A 26,681-nucleotide genomic window follows, 5' to 3' on the forward strand; every position below is an offset into this window, starting at 1 on the left:
ATGATGAATTTTTGACAATCATCTTTTTCTACATAATCCAATAGAGCGGAAGTAGATCCGATAAAGTGAGCCAGTTTCAATACAGCTTCTTCACTTTCAGGGTGTGCAATTAATTTTGCATCAGGATTGTCTGCCAATTGTTTTGCAATTCTTTCCATTGAGAAAGCTTCGTGTACTACACAGCTTCCATCCCAAAGAATCATATCGCGTCCTGTTTTTTTAGATAAATATCTTCCCAGGTTTTTGTCCGGAGCAAAAATAATAGGTCTGTCTTTTGGAAGAGCTTCGATGACCGTTTCAGCGTTTGAGCTGGTTACGATAATATCACTTTCAGCTTTGGTTTCAGCGTTACAGTTGATGTAAGTTGCAATTAAAGCGTCAGGGTGTTGTTCACGCATTTTTCTTAGTCCTTCTCCAGAACATCCGTCTGCTAAAGAGCATCCTGCCATAGTATCAGGTAAAACTACTTTTTTAGTTGGGTTCAGAATTTTAGCGGCTTCCGCCATAAAGTGTACTCCGCAGAATACAATCATATCAGCATTGGTTTCTTTGGCCTGTCTTGCTAATTGGAGAGAATCCCCAAGAAAGTCGGCAATATCCTGGATTTCACCAGGTTGGTAATAATGGGCAAGAATTACAGCATTTTTTTCTTCTTTAAGTTTAAGAATGGCTTTTACCAATTCTTCTCCTTGAGGAATTGCTATATCTTTTATATCCAGAAATCCTTTTACAGGAATTGCAGATTTAGCTTTTTCTAATGTTTCGGTACTCATATCAACCTCAATTTTTTCTTTTATAGAAGTTAGAGATTAGAAACTAAAGGTTAGTATAAAATGAGGATAATTTTCCTGACACTAAAAAAACTAACTTCTAATTTCTGACTTCTAGTTTCTTTCTATAAAACTTTTTATTAAACTTTCTATTTCTTTTTTTGCTACATCAAGATCAGTATTGATAACGATCTTGTCAAATTCGGTTGCATAAGACATTTCATCTTCGGCTTTTGCTACCCGGGTTTTGATGGTTTCTGCATCATCTGTATTTCTTGAAATCAATCTTCGTTCCAATTCTTCGATGGAAGGTGGTTCGATGAAAATAGACAGGGCTTTTCCCCCGAAATATTTTTTTAAGGAAATACCTCCTTTTACATCTACATCAAAAATAACAACTTTTCCCTGATTCCAGATTTTTTCTACTTCAGATTTTAAAGTACCGTAATATTTATCAGTATATACTTCTTCATATTCTACAAAAGCATCTTCGGAAATTTTTTGTCTGAATTCGTCTGGCGTTAAAAAATGATAATCCACTGCATGTACTTCACTTCCTCTCGGCTGTCTTGTAGTGCAAGAGATTGAAAATGCAAGTTCGGGAAATGTTTCCAAAGAATGTTTTACTAATGTAGTTTTTCCGCTCCCTGATGGTGCTGAAAATATAATTACTTTATCCATTTAGATTAGAGATTTTCAAATAAGGTTGTCTTCTAAGTATCATTCTGAATACAGACTAAAGGGCCGCAAACGAAGTCCTAAAATGGAGTAAAGAACCTCAAACGATGGATCATCAATGAGGTTCTTTCTTCGTTAGAATGATAATAGCCAAATTATTTGACTTTTGAGACTGTCTCATCTTTTGTCTATAGGTCTATTTCTATAATACGTTTAACGTTTGTTCTTTAATTTTTTCCAAATCATCCTTCATCATAACAACCAGTTTCTGGATTTCGGCATGATTGGCTTTGGAACCTAATGTATTGATTTCTCTTCCGATTTCCTGGGAAATAAAGCCCAGTTTTTTTCCGTTGAAAGATTCATTATCCATTACTTCCTTGTAATATTTCAAATGTTGGGAAAGTCTTACCTTTTCTTCTGAAATATCAAGCTTTTCCGTGAAATATGCCATTTCCTGATAGAAACGTGTTTCATCAACATTTTCGAATTCTTTCAGAGATTTTTGGTAGCGTTCTTTTACACTTACGATTCTTTCTTCTTCAAAAGGAATAACTTCACTAAGATATTGAGAAATATTCTGAATGTTCCTGTTGAGTTCTTCATGTAAAATACTGCCTTCAGTTGTTCTGAATTCTTCAAATCTGTCTACAGCAGCATGGACAATTTTTGCCAAAGCTTCCCATTCACCTTCTGTTAATTCATCAGGTCTTGAGGTAATTGCTTCAGGAAGTCTTACTGCCATTTTCAGGTATTCAAAATCGGGACCGTCTGATGCAATATTTTTCAATTCATTGATATATGAATCAATTAAATTTTTATTAATTTTTACATCATTGGACTCTTCAAGATTCTCTAGGTTAACGTAGCAATCTACTTTTCCACGGATAATTCTATCGTTAAGAATTTTTCTGATCTCAAATTCTTTTTCTTTATAACGTAAAGGAATTTTAATATTTAAATCAAAGCTCTTACTGTTCAATGACTTAATATCTATTGTTATTTTTTTTCCTTCAAAAACACCTTCGGCTCTACCGAAGCCGGTCATTGATAAAATCATAGTTTTTTATTGTTCTACAAAGATAAACATTTAAGTCTATAATGTGATACCATGAAATTTTAACATAGATTATCTGATTATTCAATGTTAAATTTATATTGAGCCATTAAGATTTTAATGAAGAAGATAAGAATATTAAGATGAGCTTCGCTTTTGGCATAATGCTTAAGAAAAATCTATTGGATTTTTTTCTTAATTAAACTTAACAACTTAAATATTCTTAATGGTTCAAAACAATCCGTCACTTTTTTGTGTTTAAAAATAAAAATTAAAATGGGCTCATTTTTGTAAATTAGCGCTGTGAAAAAGAAAAATTTGATTTCTGTAGTAGGACCCACCGGAATTGGTAAAACAAGATTGGCAATTGATCTGGCTCAACATTTCAATACGGAGATTGTTTCCTGCGATTCCAGGCAGTTTTTTAAAGAAATGAAAATAGGAACTGCCGCTCCTTCTGAAGAAGAACTCGCTGAAGCAACTCATCATTTTATAGGAAATCTTTCGGTAGAAGAATATTATTCTATCGGACAATACGAGGAAGATGCCTTGAAAAAACTCGATGAACTTTTTACAACTCATGATACCGTTATTCTTGTTGGTGGAAGTATGATGTATGAAAAAGCTGTGATTGAAGGACTTAACGATTTGCCGGAAGCCAATACTGAAAATCAGGAAAAACTTCAGCAGATCATGGAGCAGGAAGGAGTTGAAAAACTTCAGAATATTTTAAAGGAACTCGATCCTGAATATTTTGCAGTGGTGGATATTCACAATCATCGTCGACTTCTTAGAGCGATTGATGTCATCTGGCAGACTGATAAAAAATATTCAGAACAGATTGCTGTTTCTCAGGATTCCAGAGACTTTAATGTGATCAGAATCGGAATTGAAGCGCCAAGAGAAGAATTGTATGACAGAATCAACCGAAGAGTAGATATAATGATGGAAAAAGGGCTTTTGGATGAGGTGAAAAGTCTTGAAAAATTCAAAGGTTTGACGGCTTTGAATACTGTTGGTTATTCCGAATTATTTAAATACTTTGATGGGGAATGGGACCTGGATTTTGCTGTTTCTGAAATTAAAAAGAACAGTAGAAGGTATGCTAAGCGTCAGCTGACCTGGTATCGAAAAGCAAATGATATTCATTATTTGCAGTTGGGGTATTCTCAACAGGATTATGAAGATTTGATTCTTTGGATTACTGAACAGTTTGAGAAGTAAATTAAGCTTCCGGTTTGTCATTCTGAATGGAACAAAGTGGAATGAAGAATCCTAAAATAATCAAAGAGATTCTTCCTTCGTCAGAATGACAAGCAGAGTGATTTAACGTTCATTCTTAAAATTTATAGCATAAAAAATGCGGCCTTATAAAGAACCGCACTCAAACAATATAATTTAATTTACTACTTCCAACCGCCACCTAGTGCTCTGTATAAATCTACAATGCTACTTAATCTCTGTCTTTTAATGGAAGCTAAATTTAGCTCTGCTTGAAGAGAGTTTCCCTGTGCGGTAATCACTTCCAGATAATTGGCTGAACCTCCTCTGTAAAGAAGTTGTGCACTTTTAATTCCATCCTTTAATGTGGTGGCCTGTTCAGTGGCTTTTCGTTCCTGAATTTTTAAATTTTCATTAGATACCAAAGCGTCGGAAATCTCACCAACAGCATTCAATACCGATTGACGGAAAGCAAGAACATTTTTCTCTCTTTGAATTTTGGCTACTTCCAGGTCTGTCTTTAATTGTCTTTTCTGGAAAATAGGTTGGGTAAGCCCTCCTAAAACAGACCCAAACAAGGAAGCCGGAATCTGAAACCAGTTATCGAACTTGAATGAGTTTACCCCTCCGTTAGCTGTAATTTTTAAGGTAGGATACATATTAGCCTGCGCAATTCCTACCATAGCATTGGATTCCAATAACACCAATTCCTGCTGACGGACATCCGGTCTTCGGCTCACCATCGCAGCAGGCAGTCCTGCTGTAATATTCTGAGGTAATGAAGTATCGGACATTTCAATTGTTCTGTTTATTTTATTGGGCATTTCTCCCACAAGAATACTCAAAGCATTTTCCTGGATAGCAATATTTTGTTCCAATTGCGAGATCAGAAGTTCTGTTGCCTGTTTCTGAGCCGTAGATTGTTGAACTCCTAAAGAGGTTGTATCACCACTTTCCCACATCTTTTGTGTGATTAATAAAGTATTGGAACTTAATTCCAGATTAGATTTTGCAATCGCCAATTGTTTATCCAGCATCAAAAGGTTGTAATACCCTTGAGCGATGGCTGCCACAACCTGCGTTTGAACGGCTTTGGAACCTTCATAAGTTTGAAGATACTGCATTCTTGAAACCTCTTGCTGGTTTTTAATCTTTCCCCAAATATCAGCTTCCCAGGAAAGATTGAATGCTGCATTATAATCCTCAACATGGCTTTGTCCTAAAAATAAATTTAAGCTTTGCCCATTCATGCTGTTTTTGGATGGCTTTGAAATCTGTCCGCTTACTCCAAATCCTACATCAGGATATTGCATATATTTGGCCTGTTTCAGCTTTTCTTGTGAGGCTGCCACTTGCTTTAATGCAATTTGAAGATCATAATTATTTTTTATTCCTTTTTCAATTAATCCCTGTAAAGTTGGATCATTGAAAAACTGTTTCCACTCCAGGTTGGCTATACTGGCTGTATCGGCAGTGGCTGTATACTGAAACTTTTCCGGTAGCTGTAGCTCCGGCTCCGTGTATGCCAGTTTTGACACACACGAAACAGAGCCTAAGGCAAGCACAAAAGTTAGAATGATATTTTTTAGTCTTTTCATAGTTGCTGTTTAATAAACTTTAATGAAGTACAAAACCTTGAGGAATATTTTTATTTCCCACAGATGACACAGATTTGCACGGATGTTTATGGATAAGAAAATCAGAGATTTTCAAAAACTTAAGTGCACTTTTTAGGTATCATACTTTTACTTTAAGATCGCTTAAGTGTTATCGTAAAATCTTTTGTGACTTTTGTGGTTTCCATATTCCTCAACAGTTTTCAAATACTTTTATTTTAATGAGGTGCTGATAAAAGTTCTGCCTCCAGTTTTTGTCTTTGAAGTCTTTTCTTTTTTCTGCTTGGCATTTTTTCATGCAGATACTGGAAGATTACAAACATAACCGGAATGATGAAGATTCCGAATATTACTCCTGTAAGCATTCCACCTACCGTACTATACCCGATAGAGTGATTCCCTTTTGCAGAAGCTCCTTGTGTCCAAACCAACGGAAGCATTCCCACGATAAACGCGAAAGATGTCATCAGGATGGGCCTTAAACGTAATCTTGAAGCCTGAAGAGCTGATTCAATCAATGATTTTCCTGCGTTTCTTCTCTGTACCGCGAATTCTACGATCAGAATGGCATTTTTCGCAAGCAATCCGACAAGCATGATTAATCCTACCTGTACGTAAATGTTGTTATCAATTCCTGCCAGTCCGGTGAAGGCAAATACTCCAAATACTCCAGTCGGGATGGTAAGAATAATGGCAAACGGAAGAATATAACTTTCATATTGAGCAGCCAGCAGGAAGTATACAAAGAGAATACTTAAAAGGAAGATAAATACAGTTTGTCCACCTGTTTTAATCTCTTCACGGGTAATTCCTGTCCATTCATAGCCATAACCTCTTGGTAATGATTGTTGAGCTACTTCTTCTACTGCCTTGATAGCATCTCCAGTACTATAGCCCGGTTTTGGAGTCCCGTTAATGGTTACTGCATTGAAAAGGTTGTTTCTGGTTACGGTTTCAGGGCCAAAAGTTCTTTTTAAGGTCACCAATGTTTTTGCAGGAACCATTTCACCCATTTTATTTTTTACATAAATACCTTCCAGTGAGTTGGCATCTGTACGGTACGGAATATCTGCCTGGGCCATTACACGATAGTATTTTCCGAATCTGTTAAAATCCGATACGAAGCTACTTCCGAAATAAATTTGCATTGTCTGCATCAATTCTGTTACAGAAACACCCAGCTGATTGGCTTTGTCCGTATCTACATCAATGGTATATTGAGGATTTCCTGCCGCATAAGTGGTAAAGGCAAAAGCAATTTCAGGACGCTTCATCAATTCGCCAATGAATTTTTGAGTGGTTGTTCCCAATTGCTCAAAAGAACCGTTTGTCTTATCCTGTAACATAAATTCAAAACCGGAAACGTTACCGAAACCTTGTACGGTAGGGAAGTTGAAGAAGAACGCATTCGCATCTTTCACCTGGCTTACCTTTCCTGTTAGTGCTGCTGCAATCTGGTCCGGGTCATTCATTTCACCACGCTTATCATAATCTTTAAGTTTAATAAAACCTGCAGAATATGGAGATGCATTGGCGTTACTGATAAAGTTCATACCATCTGCTACCCAAAGGTGATTGGTGGCTTTTTCTGCATTGATGATTTTATCAATCTGTGCAGTTGCTCTGTGGGTTCTTTCCAGTGAGCTTCCCGGAGGAGTATTCACTGCATATAATACAAATCCCTGATCTTCCGTTGGAATAAATCCTGACGGCGCTTTTTTAATAAGAAAAATACTTGTTGCTGTAATAAGGATTAATCCTCCAATGGCAACCCATTTATTTTTGATTAAAAATTTAAGACTATAAATATATTTTCTGGTCATGCTGTTAAAGCTAGCATTGAAAGCATTGAAAAATCTTGCTCCAAAACCTGTTTTATGACCATGTTCCCCGTGCTCTCCCTGAGGATCATTCAAGAACATCGCACATAATGCAGGACTTAAGGTCAATGCATTGACTGCAGAAATAAGAATGGCAATCGCTAAGGTGAAGGCAAATTGTCTATAGAAAACCCCTGCGGGTCCCTGCATAAAACCTACCGGAATAAATACTGCACACATTACCAACGTAATCGAAATAATGGCTCCTGAAATTTCGCTCATAGAGCTCATTGTAGCATGTTCTACAGGCATTCCTGTTTGCTCCATTTTTGAATGGACAGCCTCTACCACCACGATGGCATCATCTACTACAATACCAATAGCCAATACCAATGCGAACAATGTCAACATGTTGATACTGAAACCAAATAGCTGGAGGAAGAAGAATGTACCGATAATCGCAACCGGAACTGCAATCGCCGGAATTAAAGTAGATCTGAAATCCTGAAGGAAAATATAGACTACAATAAATACAAGGATAAATGCAATGACAAGAGTTTCAACTACCTGATGAATAGACGCATCCAAAAAGTCTTTGGAATTATACATGATGATGGGCTTCACTCCTTTAGGCAGGGTTGTTTCCATTACCTTAACCTGCTTTTCAATCTCAGTAAGGATTTCATTAGCGTTGGAACCTGCTGTCTGTAAGATCGCAAATCCGGCAACAGGTTTTCCATCTACTCTGTTGGTCGCTGTATAAGTATATGAACCGAATTCTACTCTTGCAACATCCTTTAATCTTAGGAAAGAACCATCACTGTTGGCTTTGATAGCTATGTTCTCATAATCTTCATTCTTATTAAGCTTTCCTTTATACTTAAGGATATATTCGTAAGTTTCTTTACTGCCTTGCCCTAAACGACCGGGAGCTGCTTCAAGATTATGATCTTTGATGGCCCCTAAAACTTCTTGTGGGGAAAGGTTATTAGCAGCCAATCGATCCGGTTTCAGCCAGATTCTCATGGAATAATCCCTTGTTCCGAATACCTGTGCTTGTGCTACTCCCGGAATACGTTGTATTTGCGGAATAACATTGATTTTCAGGTAGTTTTGTAAGAAAAGTTCGTCGTATTGTTTGGCATCTTCACTGGTGAGTCCCATGAACATGATCATACTGTTCTGAACCTTTTGTGTAGAAATTCCGGCTTGTACCACTTCCTGAGGAAGCTGGCTCATTGCTTTGGATACACGGTTCTGTACATTTACCGCCGCATTGTCGGGATCTGCTCCCTGTTTGAAGAAAACACTCAGGGTCATGGTACCGTCGTTACTTGAGTTTGAAGTCATGTAGGTCATGTTTTCAACTCCGTTTACGGCTTCTTCAATCGGGGTAGCTACGGAACGAGCTACTACCTCAGCATTTGCTCCCGGATAAAAAGCCGTTACCTGAACACTGGGTGGGGCGATATCCGGAAAGAGGGCAATAGGCAAATTAAAGAGAGACAATGCTCCCAATAATAAGAGTATGATGGAGATGACCGTTGAAAGTACCGGTCTTTCTATAAATTGTTTTAACATAAGAAGTTTATTTTTTTAAGTGTTTAAACTTTTTCTTAAAACACTTAAGTTGATCTAGTTTTAAAGCTTGGAAAATAGTAGTACACTTTAGATGAAAATCATTGATTTTCAAAATACTTAGGTATTCTTAATCAACAGAATGATGATGATGACTTTAAAAACTTAAGTGTTATAAAGATGAAATTTAAACTGCTCTCTTAATCTTAAATTGTCATATTGAGATCTATTACAAAGGTTTTGCTCTTAATAAACTATCAGAAGAAATGGCTTTAGGTCGGATAGAAACTCCATCTTTCAGGTTTCCGATTCCTGTGTATACGATTTTTTCTCCTGTAGAAAGTCCTTCAGAAATAAAGTAATAGCTGTCTGTTTTTCCTGAAATTTTCACTGGTTTCGCACTTACTTTCTTATCTTTATCCATTACATAAACATAGGTTTTATCCTGAATTTCAAATGTTGATTCCTGTGGAATAACCAATGCGTTTGAGAGCAGTTGAGGCATACGTACTCTTCCTGTATTTCCGGTTCTTAACGTTCCGTGAGCATTTGGGAAAACGGCACGTACGCTGATGGCTCCGGTTGTTTTATCAAACTGACCGTCTACAATGCTTAATCTCCCTTTTTCAGGATAAGTGCTGTTATCGGCAATAACGAGTTCTACCATCGGCATATTTTTCAGTTTTTCTTCTAAACTAGCGCCCGGATATTTATTTTGAAAAGCAATAAAATCAAGTTCACTTAAAGAGAAATAAGCATAAATTTCACTGATGTCTGATAGTAGTGTCAATGGATTTGGATCCGTTCTGGAAATTAAGCTTCCTTTTTTGTAAGGAATTCTTCCGATATAGCCACTTACAGGAGCTGTAATGGTTGTAAATCCTACATTGATCTTTGCGCTTCCTACCGATGCTCTTGCTTGTGAAGCTGCTGCTACGGCTGCTTCATAATTGGCTTTTGCCGTTTTAAGTTGTACATCGGAAACTACTTTGGCAGCAACCAATGGTTGAAGTCTGTCTACTTCTACTTTAGCTTTCTGTATATTGGCATTGGCTACCTGAAGGTTCGCCTGGGCCATATTCATCTGTTCTCCATAGCTTCGGGAGTCTATTTTAAATAAAGGTTGGCCGGCTCTTACATAAGCTCCTTCCTCTACATATATTCTATCAAGATATCCGTCAACCTGAGATCTGATTTCTACATTATTTTTTCCTTCTAAAGCGGTTGGAAATTCTTGATATGTGGTAGCAGGAGAGGAGATAACGGTGTAAACCGGAAGTTCAGGAGCTGGGGGAGCGGCATTGGATCCTTCTGCAGCTTTAGTGCAGCTCTGTAAAAGAATTATACTAGAAATAAGTACAATAAACCTTGTTTTTCCTGGTATTTTCATTTTGGTTTAATTTTTTTAGTGAAGTGTTAGATTTAAGTAATGTTTCTTTTAATAAATGCTGTTTTTTTTCCTAACAGTGTTAATGATTTGTTCAAAAAAAATTACCGAATTTTTAATGTCCGATCAAATCGATTGTTTCCATAATTGAAAATTGTTTTTTAATGTTAAGTATATGAAGATGTGTGGTGTAAATTGTGTTAATTTTGCTAACGGTGTTAATTTTAAAAGAAAAAACAAGTACCTTTAGCAATTGAATGATGTATAATTTTACATAAATAATTTCAATTTTTAATTAGGTTTAAACGAATTATTTAAATTAATTCAGTGTTAAATTTCCTAACGATGTTAATTTTTAGTTCAAAAAAATTTTACAAAGACTTAATAAAAGATGAAACTGTTTCATCCAAAGCCGATTTGTTCATTGTAGAAGGGATATCTGCTGTACGCATCATCATGATTGAAATCATTCCGTGTACCGCTGAAAACAGAGCATGAGACATATGACAAGCGTTATCCGTATTGGATCCGTTTTTCTCGATAATCTCATAGGTACACTCATAGATCAATTCCTGGAATGATGAGAATTCTTTCTTCATCTGTCCTTTTCCGCAACATTGCATTCCCAAACCAAACATAAGCTGATAATATTCTTTGTTATTAAAAGCAAAGTTCCAATACGCATCCACGATCGCAACAAGTTGCTCTTCAGGAGTATCATGTTTTTTCTGAGCTTTTAATAATTCTATATGTAATTTGTGAAAGCCATCTAAAGAAATTTCAAACAAAATAGCTTCCTTGTTTTCAAAATAATCATAGACTACCGGTGCACTGTACTCAATAGCATCTGCTATTTTACGCATGGATAGTGAAGCCCAACCTTCCGTTTGTGCCAAAGCAAAAGCAGCCTGCAAAATATTTGCACGGATGGATTCTTTTTCTCTTTGACGACGTTCATGTAGGCCCATTATATATTTTTACTAACAGTGTTAGCAAAACTACAAACTTTTGAAGATATCTTCCAAACGTTATTTTAAATTTCATGAAAAAAGAAGGTTGGAAAATTTTGCCGGAAGCTGGAAGAATGAGTGTTGGAAGCGGTTGAAGCGTATCATTAAAAAATTATTGTAAAAATTAATAAGATAAATAGCCTGAGTCAATAAATAGAATATGAGAATACATATTTTTATGACGTCAATAAACTTCCAGCCTCCATTTTCCTTACTAAATAACCAAAGAAATTTCTATCTTTGTGATCTAAAGAAAAGGATATGAATACTCCCTCAAATATGTTGGCATTAGGTACGAAAGCTCCGTTTTTTGAGCTGCCGAACCCGTCAAAAACGAATGAACTGCAGTCTTTGGAAGAACTGAAAGGAGAAAAAGGAACATTGGTGATCTTTATGTGTAACCATTGTCCGTTTGTTCTTCATGTAATCGACAAGATCAATGAGTTATATGAAGATTATAATGATAAAGGAATTGAATTTATCGCGATTAATGCTAATGATATTGAAAAATATCCGGCAGATTCTCCTGAAAAAATGATTGAATTCCAAATCGAAAGAAGATTTGATTTCCCTTATTTATTTGATGAAAGTCAGGCCGTAGCAAAAGCTTATGATGCAGCTTGCACTCCAGATTTTTATTTCTTTGATGATAAATTGGATCTTATCTACAGAGGTCAGATGGATGATTCAAGACCGGGAAATAATAAAGATGTAACCGGAGAAGATTTAATTATTGCTTTTGAAAATCTTTTGGCTGGGGAAGCTCAAGAGGAAATTCAAAGACCAAGTATGGGATGTAATATTAAATGGAAATAATTGCTGGTTGTTTAGTTACTGGTTTTACTCATTATAATACAAGGCTGCTCTTTTGGAGTGGCTTTTTTGTTGACGCCAAAATCTCCATCGTTCGCTTAGTGATCCACACAGTTTGTCACTCCGTAGGAGTCTCAGCATAGCTTTTCTATTAAAAACTCACTTTAGTTTTAGTCTCATTCTCAACCTTCAAATCTACATTACCATTACTATGAACATAATCCTTAATAAACTCTGAAGGTGTTTTCCCGGTATATTTTTTAAACATTCTGTTAAAATAGGTTACGTTATTGAATCCACAGCTATAACTGCATTCTGAAATAGTTTTATCCTGAGCCATCAGTAGACAGGCTTTATTAATCCGGTAGCGATTAACAAACTCTGTAAAAGTAATCTGGGTTGCTTTTTTAAAAAAATTACAAAAAGCCGGTAAAGTCAGATTGGCAAGTTTAGCGACGTCTTCAATATCAATTTCCTTGTCATAATGATGCTCTACATAGGTGAAGATATTTTCAAGACGGGTTTTATTTTTTGAAATAATAGTGTAGGGCATGATTTCTTTATTTAAAAGCTCATAATCCTCACATTTTGAGAGTTCAAAAAGAATTTCAAGGAGTAATAAATATCTTTTATAACCTTCCGATTCAAGCATAAGCCTGAGTTTGGGAAGCATAGCTTTTTTTACTTTATGATGAAAATGAATCCCATATTTTGAGAGTTCCAATAAATTTTTGATGGATCTTGCTTCTACTTCCTGTTGGGGAAATTGAAGAATCTCTTCTTTGAATTGAAGCACAATCTCTTCGTGAGGATCAATGGAGTTCAACCCAAATCCCGAATGAGGTATATTAGAACCAATCAGTACCAGATCTCCATTGGTGTAATTACTTTTATGATATCCTACGTGACGCGTTCCACTTCCTGAAATGACGCAAACAAGTTCAATTTCGGGATGATAATGATATTCCCATTTGAATTCAGAAATAGGGGAGTTGTTATGAATCGTCCGAAATGAGCTCTTTTCATTAGGAATGACCCTTTCAAAAGTAACTTTCATTTAATTAATCAAATTTTATTGTTAAAAATAACAATTATATTAATATAGTTCAAATATTGATTTACTGTGTTAAATTACTGTTAAGGCAAATGCTTCTATCTTAGCCAACAAGAAATGATCTGAATGAAAAATTTCAATATAAAGGCAGTTTTATTTTTAAATTATTTTGTATTCGCAATTCTCTTGAATTCTGTGGGAACAGTGATCCTGCAGATGCAACAGAATTTTGGAATTTCAAAATCATCTGCCAGTGTTTTGGAAGGATTTAAAGATCTTCCGATTGCAATTTGCTCATTCATTCTGGCTTCATTTCTTCCAAAGATCGGAATCAAAAATTCGATGCTGATTGCCTTATTTTTGGTAAGCTGTATGTGTTTTGTGATGCCGTTTGCCAATGGTTTCTGGGTCTTTAAACTATTATTTGCTATTGTAGGCGTTTCTTTTGCTTTGATCAAAATATCCGTTTTTACCTCTATTGGATTGGTGACGGAAACAGACAAAGAACATTCAAGTTTTATGGGATTTCTGGAAGGTTTTTTCATGGTTGGAGTATTGGCTGGGAACGTTTTATTCAGCTTATATATAGATGATCATAATCCAAAATCAACAGAATGGCTGAATGTGTATTGGGTTCTGGGAGCTCTTTCAACATTGTCATTTTTATTTTTATTCTTTTCCAAACTGAACGAAAAAGAAGCGAAAAGTGAGAAAACAGATTTATGGGGTGATTTAAAAAACAGTGCAAGCTTATTCAGCTATAAAAAAGTATTGTGTTTTTTATTGTGTGCTTTTCTTTTTGTACTGGTGGAACAAAGTTTCCAGACATGGACACCTACTTTTTATAAAGAAATTTTAAAGGTTCCGACTTCGATGAGTATTCAGGCAGGAGCTGTTTTGGCGGGAGCTTTTGCCTTGGGAAGATTTCTATCCGGCTTTTTCTCTAAAAAATTCAGCTGGATTTATGTCGTTTCATTTTGTGTAGTCGGTTTTGCGATAAGTTTACTTTTGGTATTGCCATTGACGCATAATATTCATATCGATACGAATACAAGTTGGTTGAATGCTCCTCTTGTGGCGTATTTATTTCCTTTGATGGGCGGTTTGCTGGCTCCTATCTATCCGAGTATTAATTCAGTGATTCTGGCTTCCATTCCTAAATATTTACATAGTGCCATGTCCGGACTGATTGTCGTTTTTTCTGCGATTGGAGGAACGATAGGTTCAATTATTACAGGCTTTGTATTTCAGGAATTCAGTGGGCAACAGGCTTTTTATCTGTCATTGATTCCGCTTTCATTGTTGATTACTTCAGCAATCTTTATGAACAAATTAAAAATTAATCCTAAAAAATAAAAATGAGTAACCAACTTTATATCAAAGAAATTCAGGCTCTTTTTGATGAGGTGCAAAAGTCAAAAATATTTGAAGATCAAAAGATGATGACTGATGCAGTTCCTTTATTTTCAATTGCAGAAATCAATACAAAATATGCAGAAGAGAAGAATACTGAAGGTTTCAGCCTGAAAGATTTTGTGATGAATCATTTTGATTTTTTAGGAGCGAGAGTTTCCATTCAGAGAGATGAGAACCTTCCTATTAAAGAACATATTGAAAAACTTTGGGATGATTTGACCCGCACGGCTTATGAAGCAAAAGGAACTCTTTTAAAATTACCTAAACCTTATATTGTTCCGGGAGGGCGCTTCAATGAGTTTTTCTATTGGGACAGTTATTTTATCATGCTGGGGCTGCAGGCTTCCGGAAGAGTGGAGATGATGGAGAACATTGTAGAAAATTGTTCTTACCTGATTCAACATATAGGATTTGTTCCGAATGCAAGCAGAACTCATTTTTTGAGCCGTTCACAACCACCCTATTTTTCTTTGATGCTGGACCTTCTTTTTGAAACAACTCATGATGCTGGAATCTATGTAAAATACCAGGACACCTTGGAAAAAGAATATGCATTCTGGATGAACGGTGAAGAAGATTTGGAAAGAAATTCGTGTGTGAATAGAGTGGTCAAAACAAAAGACGGAGATATCTTAAACCGTTACTATGATACGGAAAATGAGCCACGTCCTGAAAGTTATTTAATCGATATTGAAGATTATAAAACTGCTACAGGAGAAGAATTTTACAGAAATATAAGAAGTGCCTGCGAATCGGGCTGGGATTTTTCCAGCAGATGGTTTGCAGACGGCGAACATATACAAACTATAGAAACACTGAATCTTGCAGAAGTAGATTTAAATTGCCTTTTGTGGCATTTGGAGAATACTTTAGCAAAATCTTCAGCAGATAAGAACTTCAGTGAAAAGAATCAATATTTTTCTGAAAGAGCAGCAAGGCGAAGACAGATGATCAATAAATACTTCTGGGATGAAAAGACAGGGACATACAAAGATTATCAAACGAAAAAAGACACAAAAACACCGTCTGAACATATTGCTGCTCTTTACCCTTTATTTTTAGGTCTGGCAGATCAGGAACAGGCAAAATCTGTAGCAAAGATTATTTCTGAAAAATTTCTGTACCGCGGAGGTCTTGTTACTACGACCAAAAAATCCGGACAACAGTGGGATTTGCCTAATGCCTGGGCTCCTTATCAATGGCTTGGTTTTAAATCCATGAAAAATTATGGTTTTAATGAGCTGGCAGAAACAATCAAAGAAAACTGGTGTTCTAATGTGGAAAGGGTTTATAAAAATACCGGAAAACTAATGGAAAAATATAATGCATTAGATACGGAAACAATTGCAGGTGGAGGAGAATATCCGAATCAGGATGGATTCGGCTGGACTAATGGAGTGTATTTACAATTACAACAAAACTGAAACTAACAATAAAAAATAGGGCTATGAAAAATAAATCAATCTTTTTAATCGCCGCTACAGCTACATTGTATTTCAATAATGCTTACGCTCAGGAAACTCCGCAGGACTCTGCAAAAGTTTCGTCTATCGATCAGATTGTGATTACAGGAAATTCGAATCCGAAGAAAAAAATAGAGTCCAGTACTGCGATTTCAACGTTTAGTGCTAAGGAAATTCAAAAGCAAAATCCCATCAGTGCTGCTGCATTGTTACAGAGGGTTCCCGGGTTTGCAGTGGAAACATCCGGAGGTGAAGTAGGGAATAACCTTTTCGCAAGAGGAATTCCTTCTGCCGGAGCTTATGAATTTGTACAGGTACAGGAAGATGGTCTTCCTGTTTTTGAAGACGGAGCTCTTCAGTTTGCCAATGCAGATAATTTTTTCCGTGTAGATAATTCCGTAAGCCGACTGGAAGCATTAAGGGGAGGTTCCGGATCCATTTATGCCAATAATTCTCCCGGGGGGCTTATCAATTTTATTACTAAGGAAGGCTCTAATGATTTTAAAGGAACTGCAAAACTTGAAACCGGTACGTATGGATTGATGCGAACAGATCTTAATCTTGGAGGAGCATTAGTAAAAGATAAATTATTTTTCAATGTAGGAGGCTTTTACAGAGCAGATGACGGAATCAGAAAAACAGGTTTTAAAGCCAATAATGGTGGACAAATCAGAATGAATCTGAAATATGTCTTTGATAAAGGCTATGTTAAAGTATATTACAAAAAATTAGATGACAGAAATACATTCTTCCTTCCTATTCCTTTAGTCCAAAATGGAAATAAATTGAAAGGATTTGATGGTTTTGATCCTAACTACGGAACTTACAGCTATAGAGCGATCAGTCAACTCAATATTCCACAGGCCGGAGGAGGTTTTTTTAGCAGAAATTTAGAAGATGGAATTCATCCGAAAGTTGATGTATTGGGGGCGGAGTTTAAATATGATCTGGGTGGAAATTTCAGTGTTTTAAATAAAACCCGATATACCAATATCAATATGAATTATACGGGGATTTTCCCTGCAGGAGGACCAAAAACGGCAGCTGATTTTGCTACAAAGGACATGAAAATGACCAATTATCAATATTCCTTGGTAAGTAATGGAGCTATAGTAGATCCCGCTTATGTTCAAAAATTAGGGTTTTGGGCGATTGATAAGCAGATGAATAACTTTGTGAACGATTTACAATTCAATTATAAATTTGATAAAGGAAATGTGACTGCCGGTTTTTATAAATCAAACTGGAAGTCCCAGCAATACTGGAACTGGAGTAATATTTTAACGACGGCCACAGACAGACCTCAATTATTAAATTTAGTAGACCCAACTTTGAGCCCGTCTGATGTGGGATATTCTAAAACATATAATGGGGTTACAGACATGACTTTCCTACAAAGAAATACACAAACTCAAGGAAGTTTAAACGATCTTTATGTAAATGTAGATTATAATGTAACTGATGCCTTGAGCCTTAATGGCGGAATCCGATATAGCCATGATTATTATAAAGGAAGTTTTGCCAATACAACTACCTCCAATTTGAATAATTCTGGTTTAACAACTGATGGTACACACAGTTTTGCTACGACTACGGCAGATGATAACATGAGTGTGCTCGGAAATAAATTTACGTACTGGAACTACGATATTGATAGGGTTTCTTTTACATTGGCTGCTAATTACAAGATTAATAGAGAGAATGCAGTTTATGCCCGCTTCTCCAATGGCTTCAGATCCCCGAATGAAGAAGCTTATTATAATTATTTCTCCAATCCAAACCCGGATAAACCTTTAAAATCTGTATCAACGAATCAATTGGAAGTTGGGTATAAATATTACTCCAGAACATTTGATGTAGCGGTAATTCCATTCTATTCTTCACTGAAAAATCTTTCCTTTACAGATGTTTTCTCAGATGGAAGATCTGAAAATATATTTGCCAATACAGAGAACTTTGGGGTAGAATTAGAAGGATATGCACGTTTGTTTAATAATTTAGTAGAAGTAGCTTTTAACGGAACTATTCAAAGTCCCAAATACAAAAATCTTGAGGCCGGAAGTTTATTGGAAGGTAATACGGTAAGAAGAATGCCGAAATTTTATTTTAATATTTCTCCCGCTGTCAATATCACAAAATCGTGGAGAGCTTATGTAAGTATGAATTATTATGGAAAGCGTTTCCAGGATGAATTGAATGTGCAGACATTACCTTCTTTTACAGAATTTGGAGCCGGAATGTCTTATCAATTAGGGAAAATACGTTTTGCTGTTGATGGAACCAATATCTTTAATACCATCGGGATTACGGAAGGCGATCCTAGAGCCGGTTCACCAACAGGAGATGGAATTATTATGGCAAGACCAATTATGGGAGCTGCTGCAAGAGCATCTATTACTTTGGATTTCTAAACTCTATTTCTTTATAACAACGAAACCGCCAGGATTTTCCTGACGGTTTTTATTTTTATTTTCATAATTTGAAATTTCACAGAGACTTATATATTTTACCTCCCCCAGATCCCGCAAATTTCGCAGATGATTGTGTTTAAAATAGAGTTCAGAAAAAATCTGCGTTATCAGCACAATCTGCGCGAGTATGGTTTTTCTATTATAAAATCTGTGAAATCCGAGTAATCTGTGGGCAATAAAATACCATGCGTACTTATTCGCATTTTATTTCAAAAACGGATTATAGTGCTTTTCAAAACCAATTGAAGTAGGATTTCCATGACCGGAGAATACCTGTGTATCTTCATCAAGAATGAAAAGCTTTGTTTTGATACCGTCAACGAGTTGTTCATAGTTCCCTTTATATAAATCTGTTCTTCCAATGCTACCTTCAAAAAGAACATCCCCTGAGATCATGAATTTTTGATTTTCGTTATGGTAAACGACACTTCCCGGAGAATGTCCCGGAACATGATAGATTTTGAATTTTTCGCCATCGAGCTCCAATTCATCACCTTCTTTTACATATTCAATGTCTACTTTTACGGGATCGATTTTCATTCCAAACCTTACACCACTAGCCTGAAGCATATCTAGTACTTCCTGGTCTTCCTGATGCATATTAACAGGCACTTTAAAGGTATCAAAAGCCCATTGGAGTCCAAACACATGATCTATATGAGCATGGGTAAGAAGAATTTTTTGAATGTGTAAACCATTTTCTTTGATAAAACTATCAATAGCCTGTGTTTCCTGTGGGTTCATGTTTCCTGGGTCAATTAACCACGCATTTTTGTTTTCATTATAAAGGATGTATGTATTTTCGCTCGCAAAATTGAATACGAAACCTTGGATCTGAAGCATAACTGAATATTTTATGAGTCAAAAATACGATATTATTAAGAAAATGCCGATTTTTCGCTATCTTCGTCATAATGAAAACTTTGCGAATACTACTGCTTTCTTTGGGAGGACTGGTTTATGGACAAAATATCCAGAGTATCCAGCTGTTTAACCCACAGACAAACGATGAAACTCCTGTGATTAAATTCGGTGAACAATTGGTTTTGAGCTTCGATGATCTTACCAATGCCAGTGAAATTTATCGCTATACCATTAAACATTACGATAGAAATTGGAATGATGATAATTTGTTTTATACGGAATTTGCCAATGGAAGTATGAATGGCCTTTTGGATAAGTTTCAATATTCTTTCAACACATTACAAGCATATACTCATTATAAACTGACTTTTCCCAATGATAAAATCCAACCGAAAGTTTCGGGAAATTTTGAATTGATTGTTTATAAAGATTCTGCAGATAAACCTCTTTTTAAAAGGAGATTTTATATGGTGGAAGATGGGGCTTCTTTAGCGCTTAATGTTTCCAGAACAGCAGATGCAAGAAATCCTGATGTGAATCAAAGGGTTGAAGTAAAGGCTGTATCGAAAGCAGGAGATTTGTCTACGAATGTCAATTCCATTAGTTTGAATGTGATGCAGAATAATAACCCCAATATGGTTATTTCTAATTTGAAACCAAGCACAACTTTAGGAAATCAATTACTTTTCCAACAAATGAATCTTGTTTTTCCCGGAAATAACGAATTTTATTATTTTGACAATAAAAATATGAATATCGCCGCAGATATGGTGAGCGGAGTAGAAGTGAAGGATGGAGTGAATCAGACGTATTTGCATCCTGTATGGGCATTTCCTCTAAATTATCAATACCAGCCTGATGTAAATGGAGCGTGGTATTATAGAAGAAACGACTTGGGAAGAGAAAGAGATGCCGAAAGAGAAGCGGACTACTCATGGGTATATTTTTATCTGGACTCAGATCCTGTAGATAATAAAGAAATTTATATTTTGGGAGGATTCAATGGTTTTATGCCCAACAAAGAAAATCAAATGCAGTACGATGCAGCCAGTAAACGATATATTGCAAAAATATTCTTAAAACAAGGTTTTTATAACTATATCCTGGCCACCAAAGAAGGAAATGGACCTTTGAACTTTGGTGAAATAAATGGAAATTTCTGGCAGGCAGAAAATCTATATCAGGCATTCTTATATTATGCTCCTTTTGGAAGAAATTATGATGGGTTGATGGGATATGGAGAATTTAGAACTCCTATAGGAAATAAACGATAGGGAATTTATTACATTAAAAATTATATTTAAGTTATAAAATTACTTTAAAGTATATAATTGCTAGAATGTGGCTATTTCTTTTGAGATAGTCACATTTTTTTATAAATATCGATGAATACTATGTTCGGTGAATATTGATGTGATTTTTAGGGATAAATATAATATGCTTAACATAATTAAAAAAATAAATCACAAAATATTGATTAAGATTAAAAATATTAATTAAAATGATTTTTAATGATAAAATTATATTTAAATAATTTTCTTTCTTTTAAAATTATAATTGTGTTTTGTTAATTGATTTATATTATCTATTGAATTTTATTCATGTATTTTGATTGTTTATTGTGAAAAGTTTATAAATTCGTTTCCACAACAAAACAAATATTATTATGAACACCAAATTTATTTTAGTAGCAAGCGTTGCAGCCTGCTCTTTTGTTTTTGGACAAAACACACCATCAAAACTAGTTCCCGGTAAAAACGGATTACACGCTGAATTTATGAGATTTGATAAAGACAAACCTGCTTTTGAAGGAAGCCCGGTTTTGTTTGATGAAAATTCTCAGAGACTTGCTCCCGGACAATCTCGTAAACTGGGACAAGAAAAAGATAAGCTGGGTTTTGAAACACACCGTTTCCAGCAATTAGTAGATGGTATTCCTGTAGAATATGGAATGATGGCCGTTCAGACTAAGAACGGAAAAATTGTAGGAGAATCAGGAAAATGGGTTTTAAAATTGCCTAATAAAGGGATGGAGAAAAAAGCCAACCTTTCTGAAGATATAGCATTGCAAAGTGCTTTATCATTTGTAGAAGCAGAATCATACAAATGGCAGAATAGAGAAGAAGAAGACTTTATTAAAAAAGAATCTAATGATGCTAATGCGAGCTTTAAGCCGAAAGGGGAATTAGTATATTATTCTGATCCTGCCGATGAAAAAATAAATGATTTAAAACTAGCTTATAAATTTGATATTTATGCTGAAAAACCATTAAGCAGACAATATGTATTTGTAGATGCTAAAAATGGGACAGTCTTAGGAGTAGATGCTATTATTCATGAAGTAAATGCTCCGGGTACTGCGGTAACAGGATATAGCGGAAATCGAAATATTGTAGCGGATTCGTATAACGGAAGCTATAGATTGAGAGAAACAGGAAGAAATGCAGGAACAGCTGTAGAAACGTATAACCTGCAAAAAGGAACTAATTATTCAGCTGCTGTAGATTTCACTGATACGGATAACGTATGGAATAATGTGAATACCAATAAAGATCAATACGCTACTGATGCCCATTGGGGAGCAGAAATGACAGTAGATTATTATTATACAAAATTTGGAAGAAAAAGTATTGATAACAATAATTTTGCTATTAAATCTTACGTACATTATTCAACAAATTATTTTAATGCTTTTTGGGATGGTTCCAGAATGACTTATGGGGATGGAAGTTCTACAACAAACGGTGGTAAGCCTTTAACTGCTATTGATGTTTGTGGACACGAAATTACCCATGGAATGACATCGAAAACAGCAAATCTGGCTTATCAAAGAGAATCAGGAGCATTAAATGAAGGATTCTCTGATATTTTTGGAAATACGATCGAACGTTGGGCTAGACCTACCCAGGCAAGCTGGACATTAGGAGAAGATTTTAATTATGTCATCAGAGATATGTCAAATCCTAATGCTTATAGCCAACCGGATACTTATTTGGGAAAATATTGGAAAGCTACCACTACAACAGGTTGTGCTTCTCCGAGCCAGGCTAATGATTATTGCGGAGTACATACCAACTCGGGAGTTCTTAACTTTTGGTACTACTTATTGGTAACCGGAGGTTCAGGAACGAATGATAATGGTTTTGCTTATAACGTATCCGGAATCGGATTAGATAAGGCAGGTGCGGTTGCTTATAGAACATTGACAACCTATCTGACTTCTTCATCTACCTATGCTAGCGCAAGAACATATTCTATTCAGGCAGCAACGGATTTATATGGATCCGGTAGTAACGAAGTTACTCAGGTTATCAATGCATGGAATGCTGTAGGTGTTGGGGGAGGAACATCAGCTGCAGGAAAAACAGCATTAGCAGCAGATACTCCACTTTATACAATAAGTCCAAATCCGGCAACAGACAAATTTACCATTTCATTTGAAGGAAAATCAGGAAAAGGAGTGGTTGAATTGGTAAGCTTAACAGGAAAACGTGAAGTTTCAGAAAGGATTACTATCACAGACGGAACTAATAAAGTAGATATTCAACTTCCGACTAATATGCTTCCGGGAGTGTATGTGGTGACGGTTAATGGTCAAAAAGCCGGAAACCTGATTAAAAAATAGACACAATCACTACATTATAAATATATTCATGAAAAATGCCACAAGATTTTCTTGTGGCATTTTATGTATTAATAATGATTATACTAAGTAGAAATCATTCAATTTCTCTTCACAAAGTATTTTAACCACTTCTATCCAACGGTCTTCATCATTTAAGCAAGGAATATAGTGGAAACTTTCACCACCACCATGCATAAACTGTTCTTTACCTTCTACAGAAATCTCTTCTAAAGTTTCAAGGCAGTCTGAAACAAAAGCAGGACAAACAATAGCTAAGTTTTTAACACCTTTTTTAGATATTGTTTCTAATGTTTCATCCGTATAAGGTTCAATCCATTTGTCTTTTCCTAATCTTGACTGAAAAGAAACTATAGTTTTTTCTTTAGGCAAATTCAGCTTTTCAATGACAAGTTGTGTTGTTTTATAACATTGGTGACGATAACAGAACTGGTGACTTGGGTTCTCATCTCTGGAACAGCAATCGTTAAGGTTACAGGTCTTGGTTGGATCCGTTTTGTAAATATGCCTTTCCGGAACACCATGATACGAAAATTGAAGAGCATCAAAATGTTCAGGAAGTTTTTCCCTGATACTTTCTGCCAGACAATTGATATAAATATCTCTATTGTAGAAGGGCTGTATATAGTTGATTTTTACTTTTGGAAATTTCTTTTTTCTTACCTCTTCTGCCTTTTCGATGACTGTTTCCGTCGTACTCATTGCATATTGAGGATATAAAGGAAAAAGAACGATCTCTGAAATACCCTGATCTACTAATTTTTGGATACCGGTTTCAATACTTGGTTCTGCATATCTCATTCCGATTTCTACCGGAACGTCAACCAGTTTTTGAAGTTTTTTCTGAATTTTTTCCGTAATGACAATTAACGGTGAACCTTCGTCCGTCCATACTGTTTTATAAGCTTCAGCAGATTTGGCGGGTCTTGTTTTTAAAATGATTCCCTGAACGAGAAGTGCACGAAAAATCCAACGATAATCAATTACCCTTTCGTCCATCAAAAATTCGTCAAGATATTCTTTTACATCATTTACAGCCGTAGACCTTGGTGACCCAAGATTCACTAGTAAAATTCCTTTTTTATCCAATATGTTTATTTTTAATTATGAAACAGACTTTTCAAAATCTGTTACCAATTCTAATACTTTAGCAAAGGTATTGTTTTCAATTGAGCCATCAGGCTCCACTTTACCCTTTATCCCTTTTATTAAAAGCTGATGTTTATCATTTATTACTGCTCCAAGTGTTGTTAAAAGCAATGCCAACTCTTTATGTCCCTTCTCTCCACTGGCAGAACCTGTAATGAATGCAACAGGTTTATCTGTAAAAACATTTGTAGAAACACACCATTCCAGTAAATTCTTTAATCTGCTTGGAATGCTGAAGATATATTCCGGTGTAGAGAATATGACTCCGTCCGAATGGGCAATGTCTTCTCTGATCTTCATTATTTCTTCAGGTGTATCCACATCAGTTAATGAAGTGTCAAAATGAGGAAGAGTAGAAAGATCATCGTACATCTGGAAATGAATGTTGGTTTTTTTTTCCAACACCTGTTCCATTAGCTTTTGATTGCTGGAATTCTTTGTAGCACTTCCAATGATAACCAAAATTTTGGGAGCAGTCATAAGATTCTACTATCCGTTTACGGCCTCTACTTTTTCTACCAAATCAGGAACAAATTGTTTTAAAATGTTCTCAATTCCGTTTTTTAAAGTAGCTGTAGAACTTGGGCATCCTGAGCAGGCACCCTGCAAGAGCATTTTAGCAGTCTTGTTGGCCTGGTCATATTCCATTAAAGAAATCTTCCCTCCGTCGTTTTCTACTGCAGGCGCAACATATTCATTTAAAATGTCAGAAATTTTTTGCTCATCTTCAGTATAATCTCTATTGATGATTTTTTCAACAGGATTTTCATGTTTTTGAGGTTCAATTTTTGATATTTCACCTCCATTTTGAAGGTATTCGGCGATAAGCGCACGAACGGTCATCATTACCTGGTGCCATTCCACAGAATTGTCTCTGGTAACGGCTACGAAATTATCAGAAATGAAAACTTCCGTAGCAAAATCAAACTCTTTAAAAATAGCTTCTGCTAAAGGAACTTCCTGGGCTGCTTCTTTAGATTTTACTTCTACGAAACCATCCATTAATAATTTGTTGGAAACAAATTTCATTACGTTAGGATTGGGAGTCATTTCCGCATAAATCTGATACATTTCTTTTTTCTTCTGAAGATAAATTCTGGGATTAGCCAATAACTCATCTTCAATAACATTTTTCAGGCTCTCTGCTACATGTTCCCATTCAATAGTATCCTGTTTGGCTACCGCTACAAAATTAGCAGTAATGAAAATTCTTTCCACAAACGGATAATTGAAAAGTTCCTGTGCTAGAGGAATTTCTGAAATATCTGAATTTCTGTCCAGCTCTAAAGAACCCGGGATGAGGTTGTAATCTGCAACAAATTTCATCACTTTCGGGTTTTCGGTTGGTTCTATAAGTACGGTACGCATTTTTTCGTTAAATTTGAGATACAAAAATACGCATTAGAACTTAGAAGCTGAAAATTGGGAGTTAGATTTTTGCTATCACTATAATTTAGAAGTTAGATACTGGATATTAGTGAATCATAATTTCCAATCATTCATTTTCAAAATTATCTTATTATAAAATTTTCAAATTAAGACTATGGCACTTGTAAAAGAACTTTTAGGAAAAATACCACAGATCGGAGAGAATACTTTTTTGGCTGAGACTGCCACTATTATTGGTGATGTTACAATGGGAAAAGATTGTAGTGTTTGGTATAATGCAGTAATCAGAGGTGATGTTCATTATATTAAAATGGGAAATAAAGTAAATGTTCAGGATAATGCAATGTTACATTGTACTTACCAAAAACATCCTTTGAATATTGGGAACAATGTGTCTATCGGACATAATGCTATTGTTCATGGGTGTACGATTCACGATAATGTATTGATTGGAATGGGCGCTATTGTGATGGACGATTGCCTGGTAGAAGAAAATTCTATTGTAGGAGCAGGTTCTGTTGTTACTCAGGGCACACATATTAAATCCGGAGAAGTTTGGGGCGGTGTACCTGCAAGAAAAATAAAAGATATCAATGCCCAATTATTAGAAGGGGAGGTGAATAGAATAGCAGATAACTATGTAAAATATTCATCATGGTATAAAGAAAATGTTAAAGACCACAAATTGTAGGCTTCATGCTCTCTTTGTAAATATATACATTACATAGGTATTTCAATATAAAAGCTCCGTCTTACGATGGAGCTTTATGATATCAAGTCTTTTGTATTTGATTTGATATAGAACCTTTGCTGTATCTTTAATTATTATCCGGAGTAATGAGCCTTACCTTCCCGTTGACACATTTAAGGGATGTTGGTGGCATGACCATTACACAATCAGACATAATATTATATTTTTCATTAAAAACTCTTACTTTATCCGTGTATTCATTGATTCTTGGCAAAATGGTTGCTTCTATTTTTTTAGGATAGGCAATGTATAACTGAGGTCCGCCACAAGATTTTATCCCCATTGGTGCAAATGTCCATTCACTGGCATTATTACATTTTTCTCCTGAAACTTCAGATTCAATAGAGGCTTTTAACTTATCGATTTGAGCTTGATCATATTTTTGACTATCTTCATCAATAGGACGATCTGCAATATCTATTGGAAGATTGTTATTAGCATTCTTTGTTGAATTACAGGAAACCAGACCTAATGTAGTACACAATACTATCACAGGGATAGACACGAAAAATTTTTTCACGGTAAACTTTT

At 35.5% G+C, this 26,681-nt stretch carries 21 protein-coding genes; 8 read left to right on the forward strand and 13 right to left on the reverse strand.

Features of this window, described 5'->3' with window-relative positions:
* From nadA to CW752_RS09345, 3 genes are all read right to left on the reverse strand, one after another.
* Positions 1–773, reverse strand: a 773-nt coding sequence (gene nadA / locus CW752_RS09335; protein WP_101239450.1) for a quinolinate synthase NadA, incomplete at its 3' end; no start/stop codon positions are given.
* Positions 774–884: 111 nt separating this feature from the next.
* Positions 885–1,451, reverse strand: a complete 567-nt coding sequence (gmk, locus tag CW752_RS09340; RefSeq protein WP_101239451.1) for a guanylate kinase — start codon at positions 1,449–1,451, stop codon at positions 885–887.
* 199 nt (positions 1,452–1,650) lie between these two features.
* Positions 1,651–2,508, reverse strand: coding sequence for a YicC family protein (locus CW752_RS09345; protein ID WP_101239452.1), 858 nt, complete (start codon positions 2,506–2,508; stop codon positions 1,651–1,653).
* Between the two features lie 300 nt (positions 2,509–2,808).
* Here CW752_RS09345 and miaA point away from each other — a divergent pair, with 300 nt between their 5' ends.
* Positions 2,809–3,729 carry a tRNA (adenosine(37)-N6)-dimethylallyltransferase MiaA gene (gene miaA, locus CW752_RS09350; protein WP_101239453.1) on the forward strand — a complete coding sequence of 307 codons (921 nt, stop codon included), beginning with the start codon at positions 2,809–2,811 and terminating at the stop codon, positions 3,727–3,729.
* Between the two features lie 182 nt (positions 3,730–3,911).
* Here miaA and CW752_RS09355 read toward each other — a convergent pair whose 3' ends face one another.
* The 4 genes from CW752_RS09355 to CW752_RS09370 all read right to left on the reverse strand — a co-directional run bounded on the left by CW752_RS09355 (position 3,912) and on the right by CW752_RS09370 (position 11,095).
* Entirely contained in the window at positions 3,912–5,324 is a 1,413-nt protein-coding gene (locus tag CW752_RS09355; RefSeq protein WP_101239454.1) for an efflux transporter outer membrane subunit, read from the reverse strand.
* A gap of 236 nt (positions 5,325–5,560) precedes the next feature.
* Positions 5,561–8,743, reverse strand: coding sequence for an efflux RND transporter permease subunit (locus CW752_RS09360; RefSeq protein WP_101239455.1), 3,183 nt, complete (start codon positions 8,741–8,743; stop codon positions 5,561–5,563).
* Positions 8,744–8,969: 226 nt separating this feature from the next.
* Positions 8,970–10,130 carry an efflux RND transporter periplasmic adaptor subunit gene (locus CW752_RS09365; RefSeq protein ID WP_101239456.1) on the reverse strand — a complete coding sequence of 387 codons (1,161 nt, stop codon included), beginning with the start codon at positions 10,128–10,130 and terminating at the stop codon, positions 8,970–8,972.
* A gap of 368 nt (positions 10,131–10,498) precedes the next feature.
* Positions 10,499–11,095 (reverse strand): TetR/AcrR family transcriptional regulator, encoded by a 597-nt coding sequence (locus CW752_RS09370; protein WP_101239457.1) that lies wholly within the window; start codon positions 11,093–11,095, stop codon positions 10,499–10,501.
* Between the two features lie 303 nt (positions 11,096–11,398).
* Here CW752_RS09370 and CW752_RS09375 point away from each other — a divergent pair, with 303 nt between their 5' ends.
* Positions 11,399–11,953 (forward strand): thioredoxin family protein, encoded by a 555-nt coding sequence (locus tag CW752_RS09375; RefSeq protein ID WP_101239458.1) that lies wholly within the window; start codon positions 11,399–11,401, stop codon positions 11,951–11,953.
* A gap of 148 nt (positions 11,954–12,101) precedes the next feature.
* Here the strand turns inward: CW752_RS09375 and CW752_RS09380 are convergent, their stop codons facing one another.
* Positions 12,102–13,007: an AraC family transcriptional regulator gene (locus CW752_RS09380; RefSeq protein ID WP_101239459.1), complete on the reverse strand. Its 906-nt coding sequence runs from the start codon at positions 13,005–13,007 to the stop codon at positions 12,102–12,104.
* 123 nt (positions 13,008–13,130) lie between these two features.
* Here CW752_RS09380 and CW752_RS09385 point away from each other — a divergent pair, with 123 nt between their 5' ends.
* The 3 genes from CW752_RS09385 to CW752_RS09395 are packed head-to-tail and all read left to right on the forward strand — an operon-like array spanning position 13,131 to position 18,294.
* Entirely contained in the window at positions 13,131–14,360 is a 1,230-nt protein-coding gene (locus CW752_RS09385; protein WP_101239460.1) for an MFS transporter, read from the forward strand.
* Between the two features lie 2 nt (positions 14,361–14,362).
* Positions 14,363–15,844, forward strand: coding sequence for a trehalase family glycosidase (locus CW752_RS09390; protein ID WP_101239461.1), 1,482 nt, complete (start codon positions 14,363–14,365; stop codon positions 15,842–15,844).
* A 23-nt stretch (positions 15,845–15,867) separates the two neighbouring features.
* Positions 15,868–18,294: a TonB-dependent receptor gene (locus CW752_RS09395; RefSeq protein ID WP_101239462.1), complete on the forward strand. Its 2,427-nt coding sequence runs from the start codon at positions 15,868–15,870 to the stop codon at positions 18,292–18,294.
* 264 nt (positions 18,295–18,558) lie between these two features.
* On the opposite strand, the gene CW752_RS09400 is transcribed toward CW752_RS09395, so the two are convergent.
* Positions 18,559–19,197, reverse strand: coding sequence for an MBL fold metallo-hydrolase (locus tag CW752_RS09400; RefSeq protein ID WP_101239463.1), 639 nt, complete (start codon positions 19,195–19,197; stop codon positions 18,559–18,561).
* A 71-nt stretch (positions 19,198–19,268) separates the two neighbouring features.
* Between CW752_RS09400 and CW752_RS09405 the strand changes: the two genes are divergently transcribed.
* Together CW752_RS09405 and CW752_RS09410 are read left to right on the forward strand one after the other, a co-directional pair.
* Positions 19,269–20,492, forward strand: coding sequence for a DUF5103 domain-containing protein (locus CW752_RS09405; RefSeq protein ID WP_101239464.1), 1,224 nt, complete (start codon positions 19,269–19,271; stop codon positions 20,490–20,492).
* A gap of 392 nt (positions 20,493–20,884) precedes the next feature.
* Positions 20,885–22,843: a M4 family metallopeptidase gene (locus CW752_RS09410; RefSeq protein WP_101239465.1), complete on the forward strand. Its 1,959-nt coding sequence runs from the start codon at positions 20,885–20,887 to the stop codon at positions 22,841–22,843.
* 78 nt (positions 22,844–22,921) lie between these two features.
* On the opposite strand, the gene hemH is transcribed toward CW752_RS09410, so the two are convergent.
* From hemH to CW752_RS09425, 3 genes are read right to left on the reverse strand one after another with little or no spacing between them, the layout of a single operon-like run.
* Entirely contained in the window at positions 22,922–23,950 is a 1,029-nt protein-coding gene (hemH, locus tag CW752_RS09415) for a ferrochelatase (RefSeq protein ID WP_101239466.1), read from the reverse strand.
* Between the two features lie 15 nt (positions 23,951–23,965).
* Positions 23,966–24,490 carry an NADPH-dependent FMN reductase gene (locus tag CW752_RS09420; RefSeq protein WP_101239467.1) on the reverse strand — a complete coding sequence of 175 codons (525 nt, stop codon included), beginning with the start codon at positions 24,488–24,490 and terminating at the stop codon, positions 23,966–23,968.
* A 9-nt stretch (positions 24,491–24,499) separates the two neighbouring features.
* The gene (locus CW752_RS09425) at positions 24,500–25,378 is read right to left on the reverse strand and encodes a NifU family protein (RefSeq protein ID WP_101239468.1); all 879 of its coding nucleotides are present in this window, start codon (positions 25,376–25,378) and stop codon (positions 24,500–24,502) included.
* A gap of 175 nt (positions 25,379–25,553) precedes the next feature.
* On the opposite strand from CW752_RS09425, the gene CW752_RS09430 reads away from it, so the two are divergent.
* A complete protein-coding gene (locus tag CW752_RS09430) occupies positions 25,554–26,090 on the forward strand; it encodes a gamma carbonic anhydrase family protein (RefSeq protein WP_101239469.1) in 537 nt (178 codons plus the stop codon).
* A gap of 127 nt (positions 26,091–26,217) precedes the next feature.
* On the opposite strand, the gene CW752_RS09435 is transcribed toward CW752_RS09430, so the two are convergent.
* On the reverse strand, positions 26,218–26,670 hold the full coding sequence (locus CW752_RS09435) for a hypothetical protein (RefSeq protein WP_101239470.1): 453 nt from the start codon (positions 26,668–26,670) through the stop codon (positions 26,218–26,220).
* Positions 26,671–26,681 lie beyond the last annotated feature (11 nt).

Source organism: Chryseobacterium sp. PMSZPI, assembly GCF_002835665.1.
Taxonomy (GTDB): domain Bacteria; phylum Bacteroidota; class Bacteroidia; order Flavobacteriales; family Weeksellaceae; genus Chryseobacterium.